Annotated in this window: 18 protein-coding genes; 8 read left to right on the forward strand and 10 right to left on the reverse strand. The window is 70.9% G+C overall.

Annotation, left to right across the window (positions count from 1 at the left end):
- The 4 genes from ABZS69_RS44780 to ABZS69_RS44795 form a co-directional block, all read left to right on the forward strand.
- Nucleotides 1–2,058, forward strand: a 2,058-nt coding sequence (locus ABZS69_RS44780) for a tetratricopeptide repeat protein (protein WP_355383856.1), incomplete at its 5' end; no start/stop codon positions are given.
- A gap of 53 nt (nucleotides 2,059–2,111) precedes the next feature.
- On the forward strand, nucleotides 2,112–3,422 hold the full coding sequence (locus ABZS69_RS44785; RefSeq protein WP_355383859.1) for a serine hydrolase domain-containing protein: 1,311 nt from the start codon (nucleotides 2,112–2,114) through the stop codon (nucleotides 3,420–3,422).
- Nucleotides 3,423–3,491: 69 nt separating this feature from the next.
- A complete protein-coding gene (locus tag ABZS69_RS44790; protein ID WP_355383862.1) occupies nucleotides 3,492–4,232 on the forward strand; it encodes an aminoglycoside phosphotransferase family protein in 741 nt (246 codons plus the stop codon).
- Nucleotides 4,233–4,494: 262 nt separating this feature from the next.
- Nucleotides 4,495–7,668 carry a BTAD domain-containing putative transcriptional regulator gene (locus tag ABZS69_RS44795; protein WP_355383865.1) on the forward strand — a complete coding sequence of 1,058 codons (3,174 nt, stop codon included), beginning with the start codon at nucleotides 4,495–4,497 and terminating at the stop codon, nucleotides 7,666–7,668.
- Here ABZS69_RS44795 and ABZS69_RS44800 read toward each other — a convergent pair.
- Together ABZS69_RS44800 and ABZS69_RS44805 are read right to left on the reverse strand one after the other, a co-directional pair.
- A complete protein-coding gene (locus ABZS69_RS44800; RefSeq protein WP_355383868.1) occupies nucleotides 7,661–8,884 on the reverse strand; it encodes a serine hydrolase domain-containing protein in 1,224 nt (407 codons plus the stop codon). The two genes, ABZS69_RS44795 and ABZS69_RS44800, sit on opposite strands and share 8 nt — an antisense overlap.
- A gap of 468 nt (nucleotides 8,885–9,352) precedes the next feature.
- The gene (locus ABZS69_RS44805; RefSeq protein WP_355383871.1) at nucleotides 9,353–9,814 is read right to left on the reverse strand and encodes a MarR family transcriptional regulator; all 462 of its coding nucleotides are present in this window, start codon (nucleotides 9,812–9,814) and stop codon (nucleotides 9,353–9,355) included.
- Nucleotides 9,815–9,878: 64 nt separating this feature from the next.
- Here ABZS69_RS44805 and ABZS69_RS44810 point away from each other — a divergent pair, with 64 nt between their 5' ends.
- Nucleotides 9,879–10,637: an SDR family oxidoreductase gene (locus tag ABZS69_RS44810; RefSeq protein WP_355383874.1), complete on the forward strand. Its 759-nt coding sequence runs from the start codon at nucleotides 9,879–9,881 to the stop codon at nucleotides 10,635–10,637.
- A gap of 545 nt (nucleotides 10,638–11,182) precedes the next feature.
- On the opposite strand, the gene ABZS69_RS44815 is transcribed toward ABZS69_RS44810, so the two are convergent.
- The 8 genes from ABZS69_RS44815 to ABZS69_RS44850 form a co-directional block, all read right to left on the reverse strand.
- Nucleotides 11,183–12,202, reverse strand: a complete 1,020-nt coding sequence (locus tag ABZS69_RS44815; protein WP_355383877.1) for a hypothetical protein — start codon at nucleotides 12,200–12,202, stop codon at nucleotides 11,183–11,185.
- 244 nt (nucleotides 12,203–12,446) lie between these two features.
- On the reverse strand, nucleotides 12,447–13,781 hold the full coding sequence (locus ABZS69_RS44820; protein WP_355383880.1) for a nucleotide pyrophosphatase/phosphodiesterase family protein: 1,335 nt from the start codon (nucleotides 13,779–13,781) through the stop codon (nucleotides 12,447–12,449).
- Nucleotides 13,781–14,893, reverse strand: a complete 1,113-nt coding sequence (gene eboE, locus ABZS69_RS44825) for a metabolite traffic protein EboE (protein WP_355383883.1) — start codon at nucleotides 14,891–14,893, stop codon at nucleotides 13,781–13,783. Before eboE ends, ABZS69_RS44820 begins: the two co-directional genes overlap by 1 nt.
- Before the next feature lie 2 nt (nucleotides 14,894–14,895).
- On the reverse strand, nucleotides 14,896–15,741 hold the full coding sequence (locus ABZS69_RS44830) for a TatD family hydrolase (protein WP_355383886.1): 846 nt from the start codon (nucleotides 15,739–15,741) through the stop codon (nucleotides 14,896–14,898).
- Nucleotides 15,742–16,239: an EboA domain-containing protein gene (locus ABZS69_RS44835; protein ID WP_355383888.1), complete on the reverse strand. Its 498-nt coding sequence runs from the start codon at nucleotides 16,237–16,239 to the stop codon at nucleotides 15,742–15,744.
- Nucleotides 16,193–17,050, reverse strand: coding sequence for a sugar phosphate isomerase/epimerase family protein (locus tag ABZS69_RS44840; protein ID WP_355383891.1), 858 nt, complete (start codon nucleotides 17,048–17,050; stop codon nucleotides 16,193–16,195). The genes ABZS69_RS44835 and ABZS69_RS44840 overlap by 47 nt, the downstream gene beginning before the upstream one ends.
- Complete coding sequence (locus ABZS69_RS44845; RefSeq protein WP_355383893.1) at nucleotides 17,047–17,892, reverse strand: SCO3242 family prenyltransferase; 846 nt, start codon at nucleotides 17,890–17,892, stop codon at nucleotides 17,047–17,049. The genes ABZS69_RS44840 and ABZS69_RS44845 overlap by 4 nt, the downstream gene beginning before the upstream one ends.
- Nucleotides 17,889–19,028 carry an inositol-3-phosphate synthase gene (locus tag ABZS69_RS44850; RefSeq protein WP_355383896.1) on the reverse strand — a complete coding sequence of 380 codons (1,140 nt, stop codon included), beginning with the start codon at nucleotides 19,026–19,028 and terminating at the stop codon, nucleotides 17,889–17,891. The genes ABZS69_RS44845 and ABZS69_RS44850 overlap by 4 nt, the downstream gene beginning before the upstream one ends.
- A gap of 415 nt (nucleotides 19,029–19,443) precedes the next feature.
- Between ABZS69_RS44850 and ABZS69_RS44855 the strand changes: the two genes are divergently transcribed.
- The 3 genes from ABZS69_RS44855 to ABZS69_RS44865 all read left to right on the forward strand — a co-directional run.
- On the forward strand, nucleotides 19,444–20,421 hold the full coding sequence (locus ABZS69_RS44855; protein WP_355383899.1) for a multicopper oxidase domain-containing protein: 978 nt from the start codon (nucleotides 19,444–19,446) through the stop codon (nucleotides 20,419–20,421).
- Between the two features lie 142 nt (nucleotides 20,422–20,563).
- Nucleotides 20,564–24,526, forward strand: a complete 3,963-nt coding sequence (locus ABZS69_RS44860; RefSeq protein WP_355383902.1) for a ThuA domain-containing protein — start codon at nucleotides 20,564–20,566, stop codon at nucleotides 24,524–24,526.
- Between the two features lie 105 nt (nucleotides 24,527–24,631).
- Nucleotides 24,632–25,330 (forward strand): hypothetical protein (locus ABZS69_RS44865; protein ID WP_355383904.1); only part of this gene is annotated, 699 nt, incomplete at its 3' end.

Genomic DNA, 25,330 nt, shown 5'->3' on the forward strand with positions numbered 1-25,330 from the left:
CTCCCGGCCGAACTACCCCCCGACACCCACGCCTTCACCGCCCGCACCACCGAGATCAACCACCTCCGCACCACCCTCAACCCCACCCACGACCCGACCGGCAGGCCCACCCACGGACCCGCCATCACCGTGATCGACGGACCCGGCGGCATCGGCAAATCCGCCCTGGCCGTCCACCTCGCCCACGCCGCCGCCGCCCGCTACACCGACGGCGTGCTCTACATCGACCTGCACGGCGCCACCGACGGCCTCCGGCCTCTGTCGCCGATCGAGGCGCTCGGCCGGCTTCTGCGCTCGCTCGGGCTGGACGGCTCCGCCATACCGACCGTGGTCGACGAGGCCGCGGCCCGCTACCGGTCCCTCACCTCAGCGCGGAACGTGCTGATCATCCTCGACAACGCCCTCGACGCCCGCCAGGTCCGCCCGCTCATTCCCGCCGGGCCGGGGTGCGCTGTCGTCATCACGAGCCGGCAGGTTCTCACCTCGCTCGACGGGGCGAGCCAGCTGAACCTGCCCGGGCTCGACCCGTCCGATGCCATCGCGCTGCTGGCCCGGATCGCCGGTCCCGGCCGGGTCCACGCCGAGCCGGAGGCCGCCGGCCGGATCGCCCGGCTCTGCGGGGGTCTGCCCCTCGCCCTTCGCATCGCGGCGGCACGTCTGGCCGCCCGCCCCGACTGGACGCTGTCCTACCTGGCCGCCAGGCTCGCCGACGCCACCCGCCGCCTGGACACGCTGGAGTACGCCGACCTGGCCGTCCGCGCCGGCATCGCCGTCAGCCTCCATCACCTCAAGGAGGAGCCCGCCGGCCGGGACGCCGCCCACCTGTTCGCCCTGCTCGGCCTCCTCGACACGCCCACCCACACCCCGGCGGCCACCGCCGCACTCGCCGACCGGCCCGAGCACACGGCCGAGGCCACGCTGGACCGCCTCCTGGACGCCCGGCTGCTCGAATCGGCGGGGCCGGGCCGCTACCGGATGCACGACCTCGTCCGCCTCTACGCCCGCGAACAAGCCGACGACCTCGTCCAGGACAGCGATCGGGCGGCCGCCACCCGCCGAGCGTTGCACCACTACCTCGCCACAACCAGGACGGCCAGCCTCCTGCTCGATCCCACCTCTCCCATCGTCAGAAACCTTCGCGCCGACCAGCCGGGCCTTCGCCTGAGCACACCACAGGAGGCGATCGACTGGATCGAGGTGGAGCGCGACAACCTCATCGCCGTCGCCCGGCAGGCCGTCACCCGCACCGACGACCCCGGCACGGTTGAAGGTCTCGCGGCCAGTCTCAACAGACCCTTCAGTCACAGAGGCTGGCTCGCCGACCTGGCCGAGATCCATCACCAGGCCCTGGAGGTGGCCGTCCGGACCGGTGACTGGGCGGGCCAGGCCCGCGGGCACAACCAGTTGGGCAGCATCCACAAGAACCAGGGTCGCTTCGAGCCTGCGGTCGAGCAGTTCGAGCGTGCCCTCGTGTGCTGGGATCGAGCGGGCCTGCCCCTGCGCAAGACGGGCACCCTCCACAACCTCGGCGCGACCTACGGCAAGCTGGGGCGGTTCGACGACGCGCTTGCCACCCAGGACGAGGCGACAGAAACAGCGACGGCCAGCGGCCTGCGCGACTACCAAGCGATGATCCTCAACGGCCGGGCCGCGGTGCTGATCAGAATGGGCCGGCTGGACGACGCGATCGACGCGGGCCGAAAGAGCCTGGAGATCTGGGCGGAGTTCGACAACCCCCTCGGCGAGGCATCGGCGACCGAGACGCTGGCCGATGCCTACCGACGCGCCGACAGGCTCGTCGAGGCCGAAGCCGGATACCGGAGAGCGGCCCACCTTCACCACAAGGCCGGTGCCCGCGCGATGGAGGCCGTTACTCTGTGGGGGCTCGGCGACACCCTGCACGATCTTGGACGGCAGGAAGAGGCACGGAGATGCTGGTACCAGTCGGCTCGGATTCTGTGTGATGTCCGCCTCCTCACCGAGGAGGAACTGGAGGTCCTGCTCGCCCAGGACCTCCCCCAGCCTCCCGACCCCATCAGGCACATGGGAACGCGCTGATCGCCGTATAGGCGACCTGCTCTTGTCATAGACGTCGCCACTAGCCTGGCGGGATGGGATGGGATCTGGGCGACCTTGTCGCGAAATACGACGTACCGGGCGCACAGGTCGCCGTGCTGGCCAACGGGGAGATCCGGGACGAGGCTGTGGGCGTGCTGAGTCTGCGCACCCAGGTCGAGGCCACGACCGACTCGGTGTTCAAGATCGGCTCGATCACCAAGATCTGGACAGCCACCCTGATCCAGCAACTGGCCGACGACGGTGTGCTGGATCTCGACCGTCCCGTTCGCGACTACCTGCCCGGCTTTCGGCTGAGCGACCCGGCCGCCACCGCGTCCCTGACCGCCCGCCACCTGCTCACCCACACCGGCGGCATCGACGGCAACCACTTCACCGACACCGGTCGCAACGACGACGCGATCGAGAAGTTCGTCGCCACCCTCGCCGAGGCGGACCAGCTCCTCCCGCCTGACACCGTCTTCTCCTACTCCAACAGCGGGTACGTGGTGCTCGGCAGGCTGGTGGAGGTGTTACGCCACAAGCCCTTCCACGACGTGCTCCGCGAACGCCTGGTGACACCACTGGGCCTGCACACCGCCGCTACCGACACCTACGAGGCGATCCTGCACCGCGCCGCGGTCGGCCACATCCAGACCGGCGCAGAGGTCGTTCCGGCCAAAGCGTGGGCGGTTTCCTACTACTCCGCGCCCAGCGGCTCGCACTTCGCGATCAGCGCACGCGACCTGCTGGAGTTCGTCCGCCTGCACCTCACCGACCACACGCTGGCGGCACTGCGCGAACCCCAGGTCGAATCCGTCCCGGACTTCGGCGGCGGCGTCATCGGCTGGGGACTCGGCTGGATGCTCTACCAGGACGGCGTCGTCGGCCACACCGGTGTCTCCAAGGGGCAGAAGGCGTTCCTTCGCGTCGTCCCGTCGGCGGGTGTGGCGGTGGCCGTGCTGACCAACAGCACCGGCGGTGAGCCACTGGCCCACGAGATCTTCGCTACGGCGCTCAGGGACCTCGCCGGCGTCGAGACGGCACCACTACCCGTGCCACCCTTGAACCCGGCCGGGATCGACGCCGACCGCATGTGCGGCACCTACCGCTCTACCCTGTACGACATCACCCTCGCCGGCGAGCACGACCGCGCGTTCCTCATCTACCGTCCACGCAATGAAATCGCCGCGTCCTTCCTCGGCCGATCCGAGAACCGCGTCGAGGTCGTCCGCCTCAACGACAGCTCGGTCATCACCGCCGAACCGAAGTCCGACGGCCACCAGGTCCTGTCCCTGGTCGGCTCCGACGAACACGGCCGCGCCCGCTTCCTGCACAACGGCGCCGCCGCCTACCGGATCGCCTGACGGTCACCGCATGCGCTGCCACCGACCGAAAGCACCGGCCGTCATCGCACCGAAAAGGACAACTCCCCCATGCGGCACGTCCCCGTTGAAGTTCCCCTGACCGGAGGACGCATCACCCCAGGCGTCGTCCGGGTCGCCGATACCGTTCGACGGCCCGCCACGTCCTCCTCCGCCTTCGTCGCTGAACTGCTCACGCACCTCCAGCGACGCCAGTTCACGGGAGCGCCGCGCTACCTTGGACGAGACGAAGCCGATCGCGACGTTCTCAGCTACCTGCCCGGCTGGGTGGCGGACAGGTTCCAGCGCTGGAGCGAGGCCCAAGTCGCTGCGGCCGGGGCGCTTCTCCGCTCGTTGCACGACGCCACCCGCGACAGCGGACTCACCGGGGAGCACCCCGTCGTCTGCCACCACGACCCCGGACCCAACAACACGGTGTTCCGCGCCGGGCTACCGGTCGCCTTCATCGACTTCGACACCGCGGCCCCGGGCGATCCGCTCGAGGACATCGGATACATGGCCTGGACGTGGTGCATCTCCTCCAAGACCACCGCGCCGCCGGCCACCGCGCAAGCCGCCCAGGTGCGGGTACTCGCCGACGCCTACGGCCTCACCGCCGCGCGCCGAGCTGATGTCCCCGATGCGATCCTCGAGCGCCAATCCCGCAATGCCCGTTTCTGGGCAGAACGCCTGACCGACCCCGGCAACTGTCCGGCCAGCCCCGAACAGATCACCTCCCGCATCGCTTGGTCCGAACGTGAACACGCCTACACCAGCACCAACCGCCTGGTCTTCGCGGCGGCCCTGCGATGACACCAACCCCAAGCCCTGACTCTCCGGGGAGGGCCAACGCGTCGGCTCACCGCAAACGACCTCGTGAGGCACGTTCGCCGATCACATGCCCGTCGAGGACGAGGCGCCGCCCGTCTTCGTGACCTTCTGTTCGGTCCAGGGCCGCTTCTCCGAAGGGATGCGCGGTATAGCGGAGGTATGTCACCGGCATGGCATGTCCCGGCACCACAGGCTCGAACCCTGGTCGCCAGAAGTCCCCTCGCCATCTGACAAAGTGCTGGCCATGGCAGATGCGAGAGGACAGGTACGCGTCGGCGTCCTCGGCCCCCTGACGCTGGACACCGCCACCGGCCCGACACGGGTCGGAGGCGCGCGGCTGCGGGCGCTGCTGGCCCGGCTGGTGCTGGACGCCGGGCGTGCCGTACGGCCGGCGACCCTGGTCGAGGCGCTGTGGGGCGAGGCGGCGCCGGACGACCACTTGCACGCGCTGCAATCGCTGGTCTCCCGGCTGCGGCGCGTCCTGGGCGACGCCGAACTGCTCACATCAGGCCTGGCCGGGTACCGGCTGGCCGTCGAGCCGGACGCGGTCGACGCCGTCCGGTTCGAGCGGCTGGCCCGCGCGGGCCGGCACTCGTACGCGCAGTCCCGGCCCGCCGAGGCGGCCGCCACCCTGCGCGAGGCGCTGAGCCTGTGGCGCGGCCCCGCCCTGGCGGACGTGCGCCAAGCGCCGTTCGCCGCCGCCGAGGCCGAACGGCTGGAGCGGGCCCGGCTGGCCGCCCTGGAGGACCGGGTCGAAGCCGACCTCGCCCTGGGCGCCGACCCCGACCTGCTCGCCGAGCTCGAGTCGCTGGCCGCCGCGCACCCGTTACGCGAACGGCTGCACGCCCAGCTGATCCGGACCCTGGCGCTGAACGGCCGCGGCGCCGAGGCACTGGCCGCCTACCAGCGGATCCGCGGCCTGCTGGCGGACAGCTTCGGCAGCGACCCCGGTCCGCAGCTCCAAGAGGCCCACCTGGCGGTGTTGCGCGGCGAACTCCCCCGGCCCCGCCGATCCCACGGCAACCTGGACGTCCCGCTCACCAGCTTCGTGGGCCGCGACGACGACGTACGCCGCGTCACGGACCTGCTCGGCCGAGTCCGGCTGGTCACCCTGGTCGGCCCCGGAGGATCGGGCAAAACCCGGCTGGCCAACACCGTCGGCCGGCAGCTCACTGCGTCCGGCGGGGTGTGGTTCGTCCCGCTGGCCCCGATCGAGGCGGACGACGTGCCCCGCGCCGTGCTCGACCGGTTGCGGACGCGCGAGGAGGGCGCGCAGCCGCGGCCCGTCACCCCGGACGAGATCCTGGACCACCTGGCCGAAACCCTCGCGGACGACGACCTGGTACTGGTACTGGACAACTGCGAGCACGTGATCGAGGCCGCCGCGACGCTCGCCGGGTCCCTGCTCGGCCGATGCCCGAGGCTGCGCGTGCTGGCCACCAGCCGGGAAGCCCTGCGCATCGACGGCGAGACCCTGCACCCGGTGATCCCGCTGGAGCTGCCCGAACCGGGGGCGACCGATGAGCGGGCCCGCGCCTGCGCGGCGGTCCGGCTGTTCCAAGACCGGGCCGCCGCGGTGCGACCGGGCTTCACCCCGCAAGGCGGCACGCTGACGGCGGCGGTGGAGATCTGCCGCCGGCTGGACGGCCTGCCGCTGGCGATCGAGCTGGCCGCCGCGCAGTTGCGCGCCCTGCCGGTCGAGGCGGTCGCGGCACGGCTGAACGACCGCTTCCGGCTGCTCACCGGCGGCAGCCGTACGGCATTGCCGCGACACCGGACCCTGAGCGCCGCGGTGGCCTGGAGCTGGGACCTGCTCGACACCGACGAGCGATCACTGCTGGAACGGCTGGCGGTCGTGCCCGGCAGCTTCACCGAGGACGCGGCGGAGGCGATCGGCGGGTCGGGCGACGTCCGGGAGCTGCTGACGGCGTTGGTCGACAAGTCCCTGTTGCACCCGGTGGAGCCCGCGGACCCGGTCGAGCCGCGCTACCGCGCGCTGGAGACCATCCGGGAGTTCGGCCTCGCGCGACTGGCCCGGCGCGACGAGGTCGACGTCGTACGCGGGCGGCACGCCAGGTTCTTCCTCCAGCTGGCCGAAACCGCCGACCCGCACCTGCGCACCTCGGACCAACTGCGCTGGCTGGCCCGCCTGTCCGCGGAACGGGACAACCTGTCGGCCGCGATCCGCTGGGCGGCCGAGTCCGGCGACGCCGACCTGGCGGCCCGGTTCGGCGTCGCGCTGTGCTGGTACTGGTTCCTGCGCGACCATCCGCCGGAGTCGCTGGACCTGCTCGGCCGGATCCTCCAGATCCCCGGCCCGGCCGAGCCGCAGGCACGCGCGCTCGTGGTCGTCGCGCACGCGCTCGCCACCACCGAGACCATCAGCCGGCCCGACGAGGCGGAAGCGACCTTCGACCAGATCAGGAAGGCCCTGGAGTGCATCGCCCCCGGCACCCACCCCATCCTGGAGATGGCCCGGTTGGCGCTCGCCGTGAGCTCAGGACACGATGCCGCCGTACCGGACCACGAGTGGACGGATCCGTGGAGCCGGTCGCTGGCTCTGATGGTCCGCGGCGTGCTCGTCATGAACACCGGGCACGCCGCCGAGGCGACGCACCTGCTGTCGCGCGCGCTGACCGGCTTCGAGGAACTCGGCGAGCGGTGGGGCCTGGCGATCACGCTGAGCACCCTGAACTCGGCGTTGCAGCGGTCCGGCGCACCGGTCGGCGCGCCCGCGCCGGCCGAGCGGGCCACCCGGTACTTCCAGGAACTCGGCATGCCCGAGCACAGCATGGAGAACGAGGTGGCGGCCGCACTGCACCGGGCGGAGGCCGGCGACGTGGACGGCGGGCGGCGGCAGCTGACGGCCCTGCTCGACCAGGCCGAGCGGACCGGTTCGGCTTCGGCGGAGTCGCGAGCTCAGGTGTGCCTGGGCCTGGCACGACTGGAGTGGCGAGCCCGCCGGCCCGGCCCGGCCGGCGAACACGCCCGGGCCGGCCTGACCGAGGCGCCATCCGGCCGGTCGACTCCGCACCTGACCGCGTTGCTGCTGGGCGTGCTCGCCCAGGTGGACCTCGCGCAGGGCGCCCCGGACGAGGCGGCACACCGGCTCGATCACCCGGCGGTGCACCTGACGCTGACCTGGCACACGCCGGTCGCGGCCGCGACCGCGGTCGTGACCGCCGCGATCGAGCTCTGCCACGACCGGCCCGAGCGAGCCGGACGGCTGCTCGGGGCCGCCACCGTACTGCGGGGCCGGGACGACCCCGCAGACATCGACGTACGAACGATCACGGAACGGGCCACGGCCGCCCTGGGCGCCACAGGATTCGCCACCGAACACGCCGCGGGAGCGGCCATGTCGCGGAGCGAAGCCGAAGACCTGGTCTCCGCGGCCATCACCGCGCCGATCAGCTAGGACGAGCCGCCGCCGGCACAGGCTTGCCGAACATCGCGCAGGTCACCGCCATCTGAAGCGCCTGAGCAGCCTTGGCGATCTTCGGGTCGGCCTCGAACTCGGCCCAGAACTCCGTCGAGATCAGGACGACCGCCGAACGGGCGCCGGCCCGGTCGGTGATCCCGGTGCTGAGGTAGCCGGGCATGCCGCCGTCGTGACCCCAGAACCGCCCGCACGGATGGTCACCGGTCTGAATGCCCAGCCCGTAGCCGGGCCCGTCCGGCTGCCGCGGATCCACCGGCACGGTGGTGCGCAGCTGCGCCAGCTGGGCGGCGGGCAGCAGCCTGCCGGACATCAACGCGGTGGAGAACCTGGACCAGTCCCGCGTGGTGGACACCACCGCCCCGGCCGCCCCGCCCCACCCGGGGTCATTGTCGGAGACGTTCACATGTCCGTGGTGGCGCGCCCCGGCGACGTTCCTGAACGCGGCAGGCACAGCCGGCGGCATGTGGGCGGCATCCGGTTCGTAGCCGCGGGCATGAGGGCCACGCCAGGTGGAGCCGGTGGCGAAGTAGGTGTGTTCGAGCTTGAGCGGCCGGGCGATCCGATCCCGGACCAGATCGGCCAGGCCGGCCCCGGTGACCCGCTCCAGGACGGCGCCGATCGCGGCGTAGTTGGTGTTGCTGTACGACCACTTCGTACCCGGCGCGAACAGCGGATCGTGCTTCACCCCCACGGCGAGCAGCTCCGCCGAGGTCCACCGCCGCCGGTCTTCGCCGACGATGGACGGCACGAGCACGGCGTCCTCGGCGTAGTCGAACAGCCCGCTGGTGTGGTTCAACAGCATGCGCAACGTGATCGCCCGGCCGTTGGGCACCTTGCCCGGCAGCCACTTCTCCACCGGGTCGGTCAGGGCGAGCTTGCCCTCGGCGACCAGTTGCAGCACCAGCGTGGCCGTCATGGTCTTGGTGTTGGACCCCACCCGGAACGCGTCCTCGGCCTTGAGCACGTGATCCCGCCTGGTCCAGGCGGCCTGCTCGGCGATCTCAACCGGCCGGCCGCGGCCGTCGTCCACCCGTACGATCACGCCCGGCGCCCCGGCGGCCACCAACTCCCGCGCCAACTGCCGTATCTGAACGCGTTGCGCCTCGACGCCACCGCCCGTGTACGGCGTGACCGCCGCCGCGGCCGGCGACGCCACGGCCAGGCTCACGGCCAGCGCCGCAGCTGTGACCATGCGCAGCCGGCGTGGCCGCACCGCACGATCCGACGAAAGAGCACGTTGGGACATTGACCCGTTCCTTTGGGTGATAGGTGACGCGGACGACCCCACCCTCCAGCCCGCCGCTCACAAACCGCACACAGCACGCTGGCAGCGCACTACCGGAATCACCCCGAGCGGTGGAGCGGTACACACCTTCACCGCCGAACGCGCCGCCCGCACCCGCTCCAGGGGCCGAGGCCCATCACCGGCACATCGGCCGCCCACTCGGCAGCCTCGGCTCGCTGCCGGACACTGTGCCCGGCGGCCTGGGCAACGGTGAGCCGAGCCCGCGCGTGGCCGGAGCTGGTCGCGAGCAGCGACGAGATCCTGGCGCATCCGGTCAGCCTCGGTCGCGCGCTGCTCGCGCGCCCGGTTCAGCTCAGCGCGGGCCTGGTCGGCGGCGACATCGACGGAGACATCAGCGGGAGCCTTGGCCCCTGGTCATTCCTCGGCCAGAACGGCTTCCCCGACGAATGCGCGCAGCGTGTCGTTGGCCTGCTCCAGGGCGTTCAGCACAACCTCGCGCTGCTCCTCGCCCACCCCGCCCAACACCTGATCGGCAAGCTCCGCCCAGGCCCGTTCGATTTCCGGCACCAGCTTGTGGCCGGCGTCGGTGACCACGACGCGTACCTGACGGCGATCGATGGCGACCGGCTCGCGCCGGAACCAACCGCCGGCCTCCAGACGGGCGAGACTGCGGGTGGCGGTCGGCTGCTCGACACCGAGCCGGGCGGCCAACTGGGACACCGTCATGCCGTCGCGTTCCTGCGCCAACACCCACAGCAGCACGTCCTGGCCGGGGTGCAGGCCGAGCGCCGCGAGCTTGCGCGACTTGGCGGCGCGGTAGAGCTTGCTCATCTTGTTCAGCGCCCGATTGACGCGCATCGCCTCACTTGCGTCCACGACCCTCACTCTACTATATGTATAGTCGGCTATTAGATAGCCGACTATGTAGATTGGGAGAGCAATGAACCTCGGTCTGAATGGACGAGTCGCGCTGGTCACCGGAGCATCGGGCGACATCGGCGGCGCGATCGCCACGACATTGGCACAAGAAGGCGCCCTGGTCGCCGCAGCCTGGCACGGCAGCGAAGAACGAGTCCACAACCTCGTCGACTCCATCAGCGCGACGGGCGGAACAGCGATCGCCGTCCGAATCGACCAGCGGAACCAGGAATCGATCCAGACAGCCGTCCGCCAGGTGGAGCACGAACTCGGCGACATCACGGTCCTGATCGCCAACGCCGTGAGCTGGCCGGCCCGGACGCCCGAGACATGGGAGACCCTCACCGACGCTCTCACCACCAACGTGACCGGGACACTGTCCGTCATCGACGCCGCCCTGCCCGGCATGAGGGCAGCAGGATGGGGACGCGTGGTCGTGATCTCATCGGACGTGGTCAGCCAGCCGATGCCGGCCGCAGCGGCCTACCCCGCCGCCAAGGGCGCGCTGGAAACGGCCGCAAGAGTCCTCGCTTCCCGCGAGGCCCAGTACGGCATCCTCACCAACGTGGTCAGACCAGGCTTCACTCTCACCGAACGGGCACTGACGTACCCGGGATTCGGACAGGAGGTCATCGACGCCGAAGCGGCCAAAACGCCGACCCGCCGCATCTGCACCCCCCAGGACGTCGCCTCCACTGTCGCCTACCTCGGTTCGGCGGCGAACGGGCACGTCAACGGGGAGGTCCTCTCCGTCGCAGGCGGACGCCACCTCACCCGCTAAGCCTGGGCGGCATCGGCGTCGGACGCCTCACGCGCCGGGCCCGCGCCGCCCACAGCCGACCGGGACCGCGATCGACGGGCGTCCCCGCCTCCAGTTGCGGCACCAGCATGAAGCGCGGCGTGTGGTACTTCGGCGCCACCTTCCCACCCCGCGTCCGGCAGGCGCTCCCCGCCGGCACCTCACACGTCGGACAGTCGAAGCCCTCGACCGCTGCCCCGGATCGGCAAGATCGCTATTTCTGAGAACACGAACGGTAGCTGCCGTTGCACAAAGCCACTTCGGGGCTCATCGCACGAACCCTAGCGGGAGGCCCTCCGGCGAGCTTCGAGCGCATCCAAGATCAGGTCCAGGCCGTAGCCGAACTCGCTGGTGCGCGCCACTGGGCCTGCAGAGCCTTGTCTTCGCCGTGTGGTTGATGACAAGAGGCTTCGCTACGAATACACCAACCACCGCCCACCGGCACGGCTGACGCCCACCAAGCGCTGTCGTTCCGCCTCCGCCCGCCGGCGGGAGCGGCGGGCGGCGCCATAGGGCTCGATCTCGCCTCATCGCCTTGATCGCCGGTTCTCTAACACCAGTTCCCCCGCCCACGTGAGCGTCGACACGGCGGCGCCCGCCAGGAGACCGGCCCAGAACAGAGCCTGTTCGGCCGCCTGCTTGCCGGGGATGGAGATGAGCCGGGCGTGCGGCCCGGCGAGATATCCCCCCCGATCGGAATCCCTGACCGGCTCATCGGGGTCAGCCACCCACGCGAAACCTGTCGTGGGCTCGGGGACGGTCTCCGGGCTGGGGTGGAACCAGGCCAGCAGCCGCGGATCGGACTTGTCGCGACCGTACTCGGTGCCGGACTCCACAACGCTGTCGAGCGGCATGCGACCGAGCCGCCAGGAAATGTGCGTCTCATCGGCGTTCGTGGCGCCCACGTACATGACCGATGGAGCAGCGAGCACGGTCGTGTATCCGCGGGAGATCACGAGTGGCTCCCTCGCTCGCCCGCTGATGCGGACGGGCCCCAGCCGGGAATCCGCGCGAGAGGAGCAGAGTTTCCCGTCGATCACCGATGTGGCCCGCCGAGGCCGGTCGTTGAGCTCCATCTCCGACAACCACGCATCGCCGTCGAGGGTGACGCGATAGTCATAGCACGGCGGAGCTCCCTTCGCCGCGAGGCCGGTCATCACGAACTCGTACGTGTCCGGCCCGCACCGCGCCAGCTCCTTCTCGTCGAGCGCGATCCCCTCCGCCTGGAGTTCGCCGCAGGGGTCCGCCTTGACAGCCAGCGTGAGGAGGTCGAGGGCGCGTTCGCCCTCCGGCACGGTCACGTACACGCCGATGCTCCCCTCGAAGCGGGTGTACAGAGGCACGGGCGCGGCGGTCTGGTACGAGTTCCAGGCAGCCACGCCGAGCAGCACGGACAGCACGAACATCCCGATGATCAGCCGGTGACTGCGCGGGCGCCTCGCCACCGGCCCGGGTACGGGGAGATTCTTCTGGGGCGGCCGAGGGGCGCCCTGGCACAGGTGCCGCACCGTCAGCCCCACGAGCACGGCGAGCCGGAGAAGTCCCACGGCTTTCAGGTTCGCACGGCCCCGGCACCGGCGACGGAGAGTCCACAGAGCTCGGGGTAAAGGATTCGCCCGCCCTGCCGCCGTTCTCCGCACTGGCTGGGCGAGTCCACCGCGCCCTTTGACCGCGGGCCAGCCGACAAACCGATAACTCCTCCGCCCGGGCAGCCCTGATATTGGGTGACGTACGGGCGGAGCCCGTGCCTTTGTGATCTTCCCAGTGAAATTTGTCCCAACCCGACGCCCTTTACTTAGTAGATTTCTTAACCAGACCGGCCAGCAGGTCCTTCACCTCGGTCGCCTCGTAGCGGTCGCGGTCGACGGGGCCGATGAGCAGCGGGCCGTCGTCGGGGCTGTCGGGCAGGCGGCCGTGGCTGCCCCGCACCGGTGCCGGGTCGAGCGGCACCACCGGCATCGTGTAGCGGAAGCCCAGCTTCTTCTTGGCCAGCCCCGCGGCGGCGCGGAGCTTGACGAACGGGTCACGCGGGTTCATGAACAGCTCGGCGGGGTCGTAGCCGGGCTTGCGATGGATGTCCACGAGCCTGGCGAAATCCGGGGCCCGGTCGTCGGAGAGCCAGTAGTAGTAGGTGAACCAGGCGTCGGGCTCCGCGACCGCGACGAGTTCGCCGGCGCGCTCGTGGTCGAGCCCGTACTTGGCCTTGCCCGCCTGGTCGAGCACCTCGTCCACGCCGGTCAGCTCGGCGACGACCGCGCGGGTGCGGTCGAGGTCGGCGGGGTCGCGTACGTACACGTGGGCCACCTGGTGGTCGGCGACGGCGAAGGCCCTGGACGCCCACGGGTCGAGGTATTCCATCCCGGCCTGGGTGTAGACCTCCAGGAGCCCGGCGGTGCGCAACGCCCGGTTGACGTCGATCGGCCGGGACGCCGGGGTGATGCCGTACTCCGACAGCACGACCACCTCGGCCTCCTCGGCGAGCAGCGGGGCGAGCGCGGCGTCGACCGCGCGGGCCGCGGCGATCGCCTCGGGCCCGTCGGGGCCGTGCCGCTGCAGGTCGTAGTCGAGGTGCGGTACGTAGACCAGCAGCAGGTCGGGACGTTCGCGGGCCAGGATGCGGCGGGCCGCGGCGATGATCCATTCGGACGAGGTGATCCCCGCGGTCGGGCCCCAGTAGCTGAACAGGGGGAACGGCCCGAGCGCGGACTCCAGATCGTCGTGGAGCGAGGGCGGGCGGGTGTAGCAGTCGGGATCCTTGCGGCCGTCGGCGTGGTAGATGGGGCGCGGGGTCACGAGCAGATCGGTGGCCGCGCCCATGGCGTACCACCAGCAGACGTTGGCGGCGCGCAGCCCGGGTACGGCGGTCCACAGCTGGTCGCCCTGGATGAGCGCGTTGTGCTGGCGCCACAGGAAGACCTCGCCGAGGTCCCGGAAATACCACCCGTTGCCGACGATGCCGTGATCGCGGGGCATCGCGCCCGTCAGCAGGGTGGCCTGCATCGAGCAGGTGACGGCAGGGAGCACGGGCCGCAGCGTGGCCGCCGTGCCCACCTTGGCCACGTTCGGCATGTGGGCGAGCAGGCGGGGGGTCAGGCCCACCACGTTGACCACGACCAGCGGTGCCATCACTGCTCCTTCATCCCGAGCGAGGTCAGCCGGCCCCGCATCCAATCGAGCTCGGCGGCGATGCCGGCGGCGAGGTCCGGGGGCGCGCCGGGGAGCACGTTCCAGGTGTAGGTCTCCACCTCGACGTGCCGGGTCAGCGGGCTGGGCCCGCCGAGGAGCGTGTCCAGCAGGTCACGCAGGTAGGGGGCGCTGGTGGTGAGCGGAGGGGGCGGGTCCGCGTGCAGCGGGACGTGGAAGTGCACCCGCCAGCTCTCATCCGCGGGCAGGCCGCCGGCGAGGGCCTCCCCCAGGTCGTCGACGTATCCGGTCGCGGAGCGCGTCTGGTGGAGGAACCTGACCTCGTCGAACGCCGCCAGCGCCCCCTGCGCTCCAGGCGGGGCCTCCAGCGCGCACGACGCCTGGAGCTTCACGATCGGGAGCCCGGTGCCGGCGCCCGCACCGGGTTCCTCGAAGCCCACGGCCATGTGGCAGGCGTCCAGGCACAGGCCGAGGTAGTCGGCGTCCACCTCACTCAGCAGGGCGGTCGCCTGGGGTGTGATCTCGATGACGCAGCCGGGCTCCGGCTCGAAGCCCACCCGGATCACCTTGCCTGTCCGGCGGGTCAGGGCGCGCAGCCCCTGGGCGAGCGCGTCGAGGTTCGCCATGACCGCCGTCGCCTTGTCCCCCGTCCACTCGGTACGCCAGGCGAGGGGCAGCGTCGAGATCGTCCCCTCGGTGACGTCGTCCGGCAGCAGCGCAGCGAGGATCTCGGCCAGCCCGAGCGTGTAGCGCAGCCGCTCCGCGTCGGCCCAGTCGGGCTGGTAGACGCGGTACTTCACGACCTCGTCGTGGAAGCCGCGGTAGGGGAACCCGTTGAGGGTCACGACCTCCAGCCCGAGCGAGGCCAGCCGCGCGCGCAGCGCGGCGAGTTCGTCGCCCCGGGCGAGCAGCTCTTCGGCGGCCGGCTGGGGCAGCCAGAGGCCGAGACCGAGCCGTTCGGCGCCGAGCAGGGTTCTGACCTGGGCGGCGACGCCGGAGAGCTGGCGGTGGATGCCGGGCAGATCCTCGGCGGGGTGCACGTTGGTGCAGTAGGCGAGGTGGATCGTCGAGCCGTCCGGGTGGCGCAGTCTCATGGTCAGCCTCGCTTGATCGTGTTGCCGGCGTAGTCGGGGGCCTCTTCGGTGCCGGCCTCCAGGCTGAGCCGGCCGCTCTGCCCGTAGAAGGTCACCGGGTTGCGCCAGAGCACCTGGTCCACCTCGTCCTCGCCGAAGCCGGCCGCGAACATGGCGTCGGCGACCGCGCGCGTCTTCAGCGGGTCACTGCGTCCCCAGTCCGCGGCCGAGTTCACGAGCATCCTGGACGTGCCGTACTCCTTGAGGACGGCCACCATCCGGGCCGGGTCCATCTTGGTGTCGGGGTAGATCGAGAACCCCATCCAGCAGCCCGAGTCCGCGACCATGCCGACGGTCAGCTCGTTGAGGTGGTCGACGAGCACCAGCTCGGGGGCGAGGCCCGCGGCCCGCACCACGTCGAGCGTGCGGCGGGTGCCGGCGGCCTTGTCCCGGTGCGGCGTGTGCACGAGGACGGGGAGGTCGTTCCCCCGCGCCAGGGCGAGCTGTGCCTCGAAGACCTGTTCCTCCCTGGCCGTCATGGAGTCGTAGCCGACCTCGCCGACGGCGACGACGGAGTCCTTCAGCAGGTATCGCGGCAATTCCTCCAACACCCCCGCGCACCGCGGGTCGTTGGCCTCCTTCGGATTGAGCGCGAGCGCGCAGTGGTGGCGGATGCCGTACTGCGCGGCGCGGTACGGCTCCCAGCCGAGCAGCGCGTCGAAGTAGTCGAGGAAGCTGCCCACGTTGGTACGGGGCTGGCCCAGCCAGAAGGCGGGCTCCACCACGGCTCGGACGCCCGAGGCGTGCATGCGCTGGTAGTCGTCGGTGGTCCGGGAGGTCATGTGGATGTGCGGGTCGAAGATGCGCATTCAGATCCTCTCCAAGACGTCGCCCGGGACGGGCCGGCCGGCCGCCCGCAGCTCCGCCGCGTAGTCCGACAACATCCGGGCGAGCTCGGCGTCGAACCGGCGCTCCAGGCCGGTCACCGCGGCCAACGGGATCGACATGAAGACGCACTTGAGCACCCCCTGGCGGAAGGCGTGGTCGTCCAGCCACGCCGACCCGTAGGGGCCCAGGGCCGCGGCGACCAGCCGGGCGTCGTTGGCGCGCAGCGCGTCCTCCACCAGGTCGACCGCCGCCGGGCCGAGATCGAGGTCGGGCAGCGCGGACAGGATGGCCAGCCGCTCGCCGGTGTCGCCGCGCTCGTACAGTTTGCGGATCACCGCGTGGTCGCCGCCCAGCGCGCCGAGCAGCGCGCTCCGGGCGCTGGGGCCGCCCTGCCGTTCGGCCTGCGGGAAGAGCAGGTGGATCGCGTCCGGGTCAGCCTCGACCCGCCGTACGGCCTGTGTCTGCCACTCGTCCCTCATGTGCCCTCCTCAGGAACTCGATCGATCGGCGGGCGACCTGCGGGGCCGCGTGGCCGTGCCGGGCCAGCTCCACGGCCACGAGACCGGAGTAGCCGCTCAGCTCGGCGAGCACCGGGACGAAGTCGATCTCGCCCTCGCCGAACTCCAGGTGCTCGTGGACCTCGCGGCGCATGTCCTCGATCTGGACGTGCACGGTGTACGGCAGCGCCCGCCGGACGCAAGTGGGCAGGTCGTCCCGCTCCACGCAGTGGCAGTGCCCGATGTCGAGGGTGAGGCCGAACCGGGGATGGGCGCCGAGCATCCCGCGCAGCCGTTCGTAACCGTCCAGGTCCCGGACGAGCATCCCGGGTTCCGGCTCGAACCCCAGGGTGACGCCGGTCCTGTCCGCCTCGTCGAGGAGCCGTTCGCACTGGCCGGCCAGCCGGGCGTACGCCTCCTCCTCCGTCATGCCGTCAGGCTGGACCCCGCTCCACAGATGCACCACCGGGGCGCCCAGATCGGCGGCGATCCGCATGGCCGTCGTCAGGAACTCCGCTCTCCGGCCCGCGTCCTCGCTGATGAGGGTCGGATGATGCTTGCGCCACGGGTCCAGGGTGTAGCGTCCGCCCGTCTCGACGACGGCCGCGAGGCCGAGGCGTTCGAGGAGTGCGGCGATCCGCGACACCTCCGCGGCCAGGCCGGGGGCATAGGGGTCGAGATGGCCTCGGTCGAGCGTGATCGCCGCACCGGAGTAGCCCAGGTCGTGCAGGATCGCGAGCGCCTCGGCGAGCCGGTGGTCGCCGAACCCGTTGGTGCAGTAGGCCCAGTTCATGACGTCGCCAGCCGGGACGAGAGCCACCTGCCCAGGGGCAGCGAGCACAGCAGCGCGCCCGCCGCCGCGAACCGCCCGTTCCCGGCGAGCGCCGCGGCCTGGAGCGGGATCAGGGCGAGGATGCTCAGCCGGACGGCCTGCCGCACGTTCTCGGGATCGGGGTGGGCCCGTAACCCGGCCTGGACCGGGAGGGTCCAGGCGAGATAGCCGGCGAGGAGGACACCGGCGCCCGTCCGGGCGGCGGCTGTCCCGTGCAGGCTGGAGGCGGCCGCCAGAGCGGCTGCCGCGGTGGTGGCGGCCAGGGCACGCTCGGCCGTCCCGGGTGCCGCCCCCGCCACCTCGGCCCGGCCGAGAATGCTGATCCCGTACGTGTGCGCGCCGACCGCCAGCGCCATCGGCACGGCGGCTCTCCCCTGCGCGCCGGCGCCCAGGAGCACGTCCAGGGTCCGGCAGGCGGCCATCGAGGCGGGGCCCGCCGCCGTCCGCTTGAGGCCGAGGTCGTAGGCCCACACCGTGCCGGCCAGCAGACCGGCGACGGTGAGTCCGCGGCGTCCGCCGGCGATGGCGGCGACGGCCAGGCCGGCACCGGTGAGGACGCCGGCGACCCCGAGCGCGGCGCCCGGGCGGACCCTGCCGGACGGGATCGGGCGCTCGGGCCGCTCGACGGCGTCGGCCTCGCGGTCGGCCCAATCGTTGAGCGCCATGCCCGACCAGTACATCAGCACCGAGGCCACGGCCAGCCCGGGGTTCGGGCTCCGTCCCGCGGCGACCGCGCCCGCCATGGTGTCTCCGGGCACCGACAGCGCGGCCGGCGCGCGTACCAGCTCCAGCATCGCCCTCATGACAGCTCCCCGGCAAAGGCGAGCAGGCGGGCGTACTGGGTGGCCAGGGCGTGTTCGTCGGTGCCCAAGGGGTTCTTGAAGAAGTAGCCGAGCTCGGGGAGCACCCCGTGCCGCCCCTTCTCCTGCGCACGGGCGACCAGCCGGGCCAGATCCAGGATGAGGGGGGCCGCCAGCGCCGAATCGCAGCCCTGCCAGGTGAACTGCAGCGCCATCCGCACGCCGAGGAAGCCGTCGAAGGTCACGTGGTCCCAGGCGGTCTTCCATTCGCCCAGGTCGGCGACGTAGTCGATGTGCGTCCGCCCTTCGACGGGCTCTCCCACGACCCCGGCGACGACCTGGTCCTTGGACAGCTCCTTGCTCGACCTGGCAGCCGGATCGGCGAGTGTCGCCCCGTCTCCCCCGCCGAGCAGGTTGACCCCTGACCAGGAGCGCACGCGTAACGCCCGGTCAGCGAACATGGGCGCGAGCGCGCTCTTGACCAGGGTCTCGCCGGTCTTCCCGTCGCGTCCCGCGTACGGCAGGCGCCGCAGGCCGGCGAGTTCCGCCAGCGCCGGCAGGGTCGGCCCGGTGGAGGGCGTGAACTCCACGTAGCCGCACCCGGCCTGGAACGCCGCATAGGCGTACAGGGAGCTCGGCGGCAGGACGTCGTCCCCCGTCGCGAGCCGCTCCTCCAGGTCGGCCAGCCTCTCGAACTCGGGACGCGGGCCGGCCGGAGGCTCGGTCGACGACACGTTGACGACGACCACCGTGGCCAGCCCGTGCCGGGCGCGGAAGTCGGCGATGTCCCCGCTCAGGCGGGCCGCGGCCGCGGCCTGCCCGCCGTCGCCGCGGACGTGCCCGCGCCGGATCTCGGCGTCGGCGGCGTCCAGGTCCGCGGCGATCAGCCGTGGCAGGTCCGGCGGGATCACCCCCGCCCTGCTCAGCTGTTCGGCGCGTTTGCGTAAGGAGACCTCGCTGATGTCATGACCGCCGAAGACCAGGCCGGCGAACGGGACCAGCTTCCCGGGAAAGCCCGGGGACTCGGTCACGCATCCCTGCGGGGGCGCGAGCCCTGCCCTGATCGCCGCGGCGCCGGCGGTCGCGGTGGTCGCCGCGGATCCCCGTGCCCCAATGAGCCACACCCCGACCTTGTCCATGCAAGCTCCTACGTGTCGGGCTCCATGCCGAACGAGCGATACATCCGGTATGTCACTAGCCGCGATGCTAAGAGCGACTTTTATCGACGGTCAAGCAGAAGCTGGCCGATGATCGCCCTATCATCGCGCCGACCGGCAGGCGATCGACACAAACGGCGCACCGCCACCTCGGGAGATCGCACCGACTTTGGCCGAATTTTGGCGGAAGTAGCACGACTTTCGCCGCTACGTCTTGACATGAGGCCAAAAAAGGCGCGTACTTCCATCGGCGGTCATCCTAACCACCACCCTCGACTCCCCGTGATTCCCACTCTTACACCCTCGCCCCCGAACGCACACGAGCAGCTGCACCCTGCCCTCACGCGAGTGAGGCGCCGTCACCGATTGGGGAACCATGACCGAGGTAGGCACAGGCATGGACAAAGGCCTGTTCTCCCGGCGCGCCTTCACCGCCTCCGCGGCGTTCGCCGCGGTCGCACCGTTAGTGGCATCCAGCCAGGCCGAGGCAGTGATCGACAAGCCCACGGACAAGCCCGGCAAGGGCAACGTCCGCCGCATGACCCTCTACGCCGAGCGACTGCCGGACGGCCGGCTGGGCTACGGCCTGGAGCCCGGCAAGCCCACGATCCCCGGCCCTCTCCTCGAAATGGTCGAGGGCGACACCCTCGAGATCGAGATGGTCAACAACCTGGACGTGCCGGCCAGCCTGCACGTGCACGGGGTCGACTACGACGCGGCCAGCGACGGCACCCGACTGAACAACAGCGTGGTGGAACCGGGCGGCCGGCGTACCTACACCTGGCGCACCCACACCCCCGGCCGGCGCCCGGGCGGCAGCATCGAACCCGGCAGCGCCGGTTACTGGCACTACCACGACCACGTCGTGGGAACCGATCACGGCACGGGGGGCATCCGGCAGGGGCTCTACGGGCCGCTGGTGGTCCGCCGGAAGGGCGACCTCAGGCCGGACAAGCAGTTCACCGTCGTCTTCAACGACATGTCGATCAACAACCAGCCGGCCCATCAGGCGCCCGAGTTCGTCGCGAAGCTCGGCGAGCGGGTGGAGTGGATCGTGATCACGCACGGCGAGTTCTACCACACCTTCCACATCCACGGGCACCGGTGGGCCGACAACCGCACCGGCCTGCTGGAACACCCGCAGGACCAGAGCCGGATCATCGACACCAAGATCACCGGCCCGGCCGAGTCGTTCGGCTTCCAGGTGATCGCCGGGGAGCGCGTCGGCCCAGGGGCGTGGATGTACCACTGCCACGTCCAGAGCCACTCCGACATGGGGATGGCCGGGATCTTCACGGTGACCGACGCGGACGGGAACATCCCCGATCACTCGGGTGGCGGCCACGAGGGCCACTCGACGGACGCGCATCACTGACGCGGCCCAGGACCCGGCCGCGGCACAACCCTCAGCTCTTCCCAGCAGGTCCCGAATCACCCTCAATCCGAAGGAGCGAACGATGGGCCGAAAAGCCCTCTTACCGCCCCGATCACCCGCCTGGCGCCGCTTACTGATCACGATGTCGAGCGCCGTCCTGATCCTCGGGCTGGCGGCCCCCGCCGCCCTGCCCGCCCAGGCACAGGCCGCCGCCCCGAACCCGCCGGACAGGGGCTCCGAACAGGGCCACGGAAAGGGTCCCGAAAAGGGTTCTGTCAAGGTGCTGGTCTTCCACGGTCCCGCCGACCAGCAGGACGACCCGGTCAAGCAGGCCACGGCGGCGATCAAGGACCTGGGCGGGAAGAACGGCTTCTCCGTCGACGCGTCGCAGGATCCGGCGGTCTTCACCAGCGAGAACCTGGCGCGCTACCGCGGCGTGGTGTTCCTGTCCGCCAAGGGCGCGGCGCTGAACGACGGCCAGCTGGCCGCCTTCCAGGCGTACATCAGGGACGGCGGCGGATTCGTCGGAGTCCATGACGCCGCGCGCGCCCAGGCGGACTCGGCCTGGTTCACCGAGCTGATCGGCACCCGCCCCGCCGGCAGCCTCCCCCCGCCGGAGAAGGTGGTGGAGAGCGCCGCCAGCGCCGAGAACCCGCCGAACGAGACGAAGGACAAGCTGTTCGACGGGAGCAACGACACCAAGTGGCTGGCGCGGACGCCGACCGGATGGGTCCAGGGGAAGCTCGAGAAGGCGGTCGCGATCGCTCATTACGCGTTGACGTCCGCCAACGACTTCGCCGGGCGTGACCCGAAGGACTGGACCCTGCAAGGCTCCCAGAACGGGACGGACTGGACCGACCTCGACAAGCGGAGCGGGGAGAGCTTCCCCCAGCGGTTCCAGACCAAGGAATACACGTTCGACAACAGCACGGCGTACCAGTACTACCGGCTCAACGTCACCGCGAACAGCGGCGAGCCCCTGCTCCAGCTCGCCGAGCTGCGGCTGTTCGGCCCCACCGCCGGAGAGCCCCCGGAGAGCAAGCCGCAGGAGGCCGTCGTCGACATCGTCGACCGCCAGCACCCGGCGAACAAGGGGCTGCCCTTCACCGTGAAGCGCACCGACACGTGGATGAACTGGAGCCCCAACCCGCTGGGCAAGGTCCACACGGTCGCGCAGGTCGGCGAGCACACCTACGACCAGGGCCTGAACGGCAACGGCGCGTTCCACCCCGTCTCGTGGTGCCGCGACTACGACGGCGGCCGGTCGTTCTACACCGGCATGGGCGGCACCAAGGCCAGTTACTCCGGCGACGAGCAGTTCCAGAGCCACCTCGGCGGCGCCATCCGGTGGGCGGCCGGCCTGGTACGCGGTGACTGCCAGGCGACCATCGCCTCGAACTACACCGTCGAGCGGCTGACCGCGCAGAACAAGCAGGGCCAGCTCGACCAGATCGGCGAGCCCCACGGCCTGACCGTCGCCCCGGACGGCAAGGTCTTCTACATCGGCAAGGCCGCCTGCACGACCGGCCCGGTCGTCGACTGGAACGACCCCAAGGTCGGCCTCGGCTGCGGCACCATCCACCAGTGGGACCCGAAGACCAAGCAGGTCAAGCTCCTGACCACGCTCGCCGTCATGGGCAACCGCGGCAGCGGCGACGAACTGGTCAAGAACGAGGAAGGCCTGATCGGCATCACGCTCGACCCCAAGTTCGAGCAGAACGGCTGGGTCTACGCCTACTGGATGCCGCACGAGTCGATCGACAGGGACAGGCGGATCGGCAAGCGGACGGTCTCCCGGTTCACCTACGACGCCGCCAACCAGGCCATCGACCAGGGCACCCGCAAGGACCTGCTGCAGTGGGACACCCAGATCCACAGCTGCTGCCACGCGGGTGGCGGCATGGCCTTCGACAAGGACGGCAACCTCTACGTCGGCTCCGGTGACAGCAACTCCTCCGGCGGCTCGGGCGGCTACTCCGGCAACAACTGGACCGCGGACTACAAGGGCGTCTCGTTCCAGGACGCCCGCCGTACCGCGGGCAACACCAACGACCTCAACGGCAAGATCCTCCGGATCCACCCGGAGGCCGACGGCACCTACACCGTCCCCAAGGGCAACCTGTTCACCGGCAAGGAGGAGGGCGGCGGCAAGACCCGCCCGGAGATCTGGGTGATGGGCGTCCGCAACATCGCACGCCTCGCCTGGGACGACGTGAACAACTGGCTGACCGCCGGATGGGTCGGTCCCGACGCCGGCGGCCCCAGCGAGACGTGGGGTCCCGCCAAGTACGAGACCGCCACGATCCTCAGGTCCGCCGGCAACCAGGGCTGGCCGTACTGCATGGGCGACAAGCAGCCCTACCGTGACCGCAGCAACGTCGACGCCACCCAGCCCGCCGACTGGTACGACTGCGACCACCTGAAGAACACCTCACCGCGCAACACCGGCCTCGTCGACCTCCCGCCGGCGCGCGCCAACATGATCTGGTACTCGCCACAGGGCGGCGGCCCCGTCTACCCGAAGCGGACCGACGGCAGCGGCCTGCCCACGTACAAGCAGGGCGAGGAGACCCTCACCATTCCCTACCTCAAGGGCGGCGGCCAGGCGGTCATGTCAGGGCCGACCTACCATCGCTCCCAGGTCGACACCGACAGCGGCGTGGCGTGGCCGGCGTACTGGGAGAACAAGTGGTTCATCGGTGACGAGTCCAACGGCAACAACCGCGTCGCCGTGACCGTCGACCCGAAGACCGTGCCCGAGGCGGGCCGGCCCGTGTTCGGCGAGGACCTGCGCCAGATCATCCCGGGCGGCGGCGGCAACACCCAGCTCCAGTCGTGGATGGACGCCAAGTTCGGGCCGGACGGCGCGCTCTACATGCTCGACTACGCCGGCGGGTTCTTCAGCCTCCACGCCAACCAGAAGCTGATCCGCGTCGCCTACAAGGGCGGTGCGGCGACGCCGAACCCGAGCCTGGCCGTGGCGCGTCCCGTCCGGCAGAGCGACCCCAGGACGATGGCGTTCTCCAGCACGAAGGCCGGCGGCGTGTCGTGGGAGTGGAACTTCGGCGACGGCAGCAGGCCGTCGAAGGAGGCGAACCCCACGCACTCCTACAAGGACTTCGGCACCTACAAGGCGACGCTGAAGGTCACCTACGCCGACGGCAAGGCGGCCACCGGCACGATCGACGTCAAGGTCGAATGCACCGCCCCCGACGCCCGGCCGACGGTCCGGCTGCTCGACACCGACACCGGCGTGGCCAACCGCGCGGCCGGCGGCGGCTGCACGCTGAACGACCTGATCGACGACGAGCGCGACTGGAAGAACCACGGCGAGTTCATGAGCCACCTCAACGACGTGGTGAACCGGGCTCGCAAGGACGGCGTCATCGACGACCGCGAGGCGTCCGCGCTCAAGAAGGCGGCCGCCCAGTCCGAGATCGGCAAGACGAACGGGTACGAGACCCTCTTCGACGGGACGGCGCAGTCGCTCCAGGGGTGGACGCAGGCCCCGTCGGGGCAGTTCAACCTGCAGCCGGACGGCACGATCCGCGCTTCCGGCGGTCTCGGGATGCTGTGGTACTCCAAGAAGGCGTACGCCGACTTCTCGCTGAGGCTGCAGTTCCGTGACGTCGCGGCCGACGCGCTCCGCGCCAACAGCGGAGTCTTCGTACGGTTCCCCGACCCGAGGACGCCGCTGGAGCAACGTCCGGCGGGAAGCTGCGGAACGGCCGGATCGGCCCGCACGTCGCCCGCCTGGGTCGCGATCTTCTGCGGTCACGAGATCCAGATCTACGACGGCGACACGGGCGAGCCGCAGAAGACCGGCTCCGTCTACAACTTCGCCGCCACGGGCCTGGACAAGGCCGGGGTCACCCCGAAGGGCACGTGGAACGACTACGAGGTCCGGGTGGTCGGGCAGCACTACACGATCACCCGCAACGGCAAGGTGATCAACGAGTTCGACAACACGCCGGGCAAGACGTCGTCGCGAGCCGGCGACCCGCCCACGGACCTGCGCCAGTTCATCAGCGGGTTCGTCGGGTTGCAGAACCACGGCAACAACGACGCGATCGAATTCCGCAACATCCGGGTGCGAGAACTCTAGGCCGGTCCATCGGCCGGGTGCCGGGCCGGGGCGCGTACCCCGCCCGGCGCCCCACTCCAGCCGGGGCGTGCCGCCCGCGCAGACTTTGAGAGGTGCATCGATCCCATGCATGTCCGATTGATCCATGCCTTACGCAGGACGTTGAAAGCCGCCGCCACGGCGCCGGGCCTGGCCGTGGTGCTGCTGGCCGTGGCGCTCCCCGCGCTCTTCCTGTCGTCGGTCCAGGCCGGCGCGCAGCCCCCCATGCGGCTCACGGCCCAGGCGGACCAGGTGCTCACCTGGAACGCCGACAACAGCATGACCGCGTACAAGTTGACGCCGACCACCGCCACCGCGGGGCCCGCCACCATCGTCTTCGAGAACAGTGCGGCGACCGGCAACGACACCGGCATGACGCACACCCTGACCTTCGACGTCTCCACCCCCGGCTACAACCACGACGTCAGCCTCAACATCATCGCCAGCCCCTTCGACGCGAACGGCGGCCGGCACCAGGCGCAGGTGAACCTCACTCCGGGCAAGTACCGCTTCTTCTGCGCGATTCCCGGTCACGGCCAGATGGTCGGCGAACTGGTGGTCACCGACGGAGGCGGCGCGGACACCACCGCGCCGCAGGTGTCGGCGCAGGTGGCGGGCGATCGGGACGACGACGGCAACTACGTCGGCTCCGCGACCGTGACCCTCACAGCGAGCGACACCGAGTCCGGAGTGGAAACGGTGGAGTACGCGCTCGACGGCGGGGCGTTCACGGCGTACTCGGCACCGGTGTCGGTCAACGAGGCAGGCGCGCACACGGTGCGTTAC

This window comes from Nonomuraea sp. NPDC005650 (assembly GCF_040605375.1).
GTDB lineage: Bacteria > Actinomycetota > Actinomycetes > Streptosporangiales > Streptosporangiaceae > Nonomuraea.

Excerpts from the sequence above, each read along its gene's own strand:
- ABZS69_RS44830 (WP_355383886.1), bottom strand. The coding sequence starts at position 15,741 with ATGCGCATCTTCGACCCGCACATCCACATGACCTCCCGGACCACCGAC.
- ABZS69_RS44835 (WP_355383888.1), bottom strand. The coding sequence starts at position 16,239 with ATGAGGGACGAGTGGCAGACACAGGCCGTACGGCGGGTCGAGGCTGAC.
- ABZS69_RS44840 (WP_355383891.1), bottom strand. The coding sequence starts at position 17,050 with ATGAACTGGGCCTACTGCACCAACGGGTTCGGCGACCACCGGCTCGCC.
- ABZS69_RS44850 (WP_355383896.1), bottom strand. The coding sequence starts at position 19,028 with ATGGACAAGGTCGGGGTGTGGCTCATTGGGGCACGGGGATCCGCGGCG.
- ABZS69_RS44785 (WP_355383859.1), top strand. The coding sequence starts at position 2,112 with ATGGGATGGGATCTGGGCGACCTTGTCGCGAAATACGACGTACCGGGC.
- ABZS69_RS44820 (WP_355383880.1), bottom strand. The coding sequence starts at position 13,781 with ATGGCACCGCTGGTCGTGGTCAACGTGGTGGGCCTGACCCCCCGCCTG.
- ABZS69_RS44855 (WP_355383899.1), top strand. The coding sequence starts at position 19,444 with ATGGACAAAGGCCTGTTCTCCCGGCGCGCCTTCACCGCCTCCGCGGCG.
- eboE (WP_355383883.1), bottom strand. The coding sequence starts at position 14,893 with ATGAGACTGCGCCACCCGGACGGCTCGACGATCCACCTCGCCTACTGC.
- ABZS69_RS44790 (WP_355383862.1), top strand. The coding sequence starts at position 3,492 with ATGCGGCACGTCCCCGTTGAAGTTCCCCTGACCGGAGGACGCATCACC.
- ABZS69_RS44845 (WP_355383893.1), bottom strand. The coding sequence starts at position 17,892 with ATGAGGGCGATGCTGGAGCTGGTACGCGCGCCGGCCGCGCTGTCGGTG.
- ABZS69_RS44795 (WP_355383865.1), top strand. The coding sequence starts at position 4,495 with ATGGCAGATGCGAGAGGACAGGTACGCGTCGGCGTCCTCGGCCCCCTG.
- ABZS69_RS44810 (WP_355383874.1), top strand. The coding sequence starts at position 9,879 with ATGAACCTCGGTCTGAATGGACGAGTCGCGCTGGTCACCGGAGCATCG.
- ABZS69_RS44860 (WP_355383902.1), top strand. The coding sequence starts at position 20,564 with ATGTCGAGCGCCGTCCTGATCCTCGGGCTGGCGGCCCCCGCCGCCCTG.
- ABZS69_RS44800 (WP_355383868.1), bottom strand. The coding sequence starts at position 8,884 with ATGGTCACAGCTGCGGCGCTGGCCGTGAGCCTGGCCGTGGCGTCGCCG.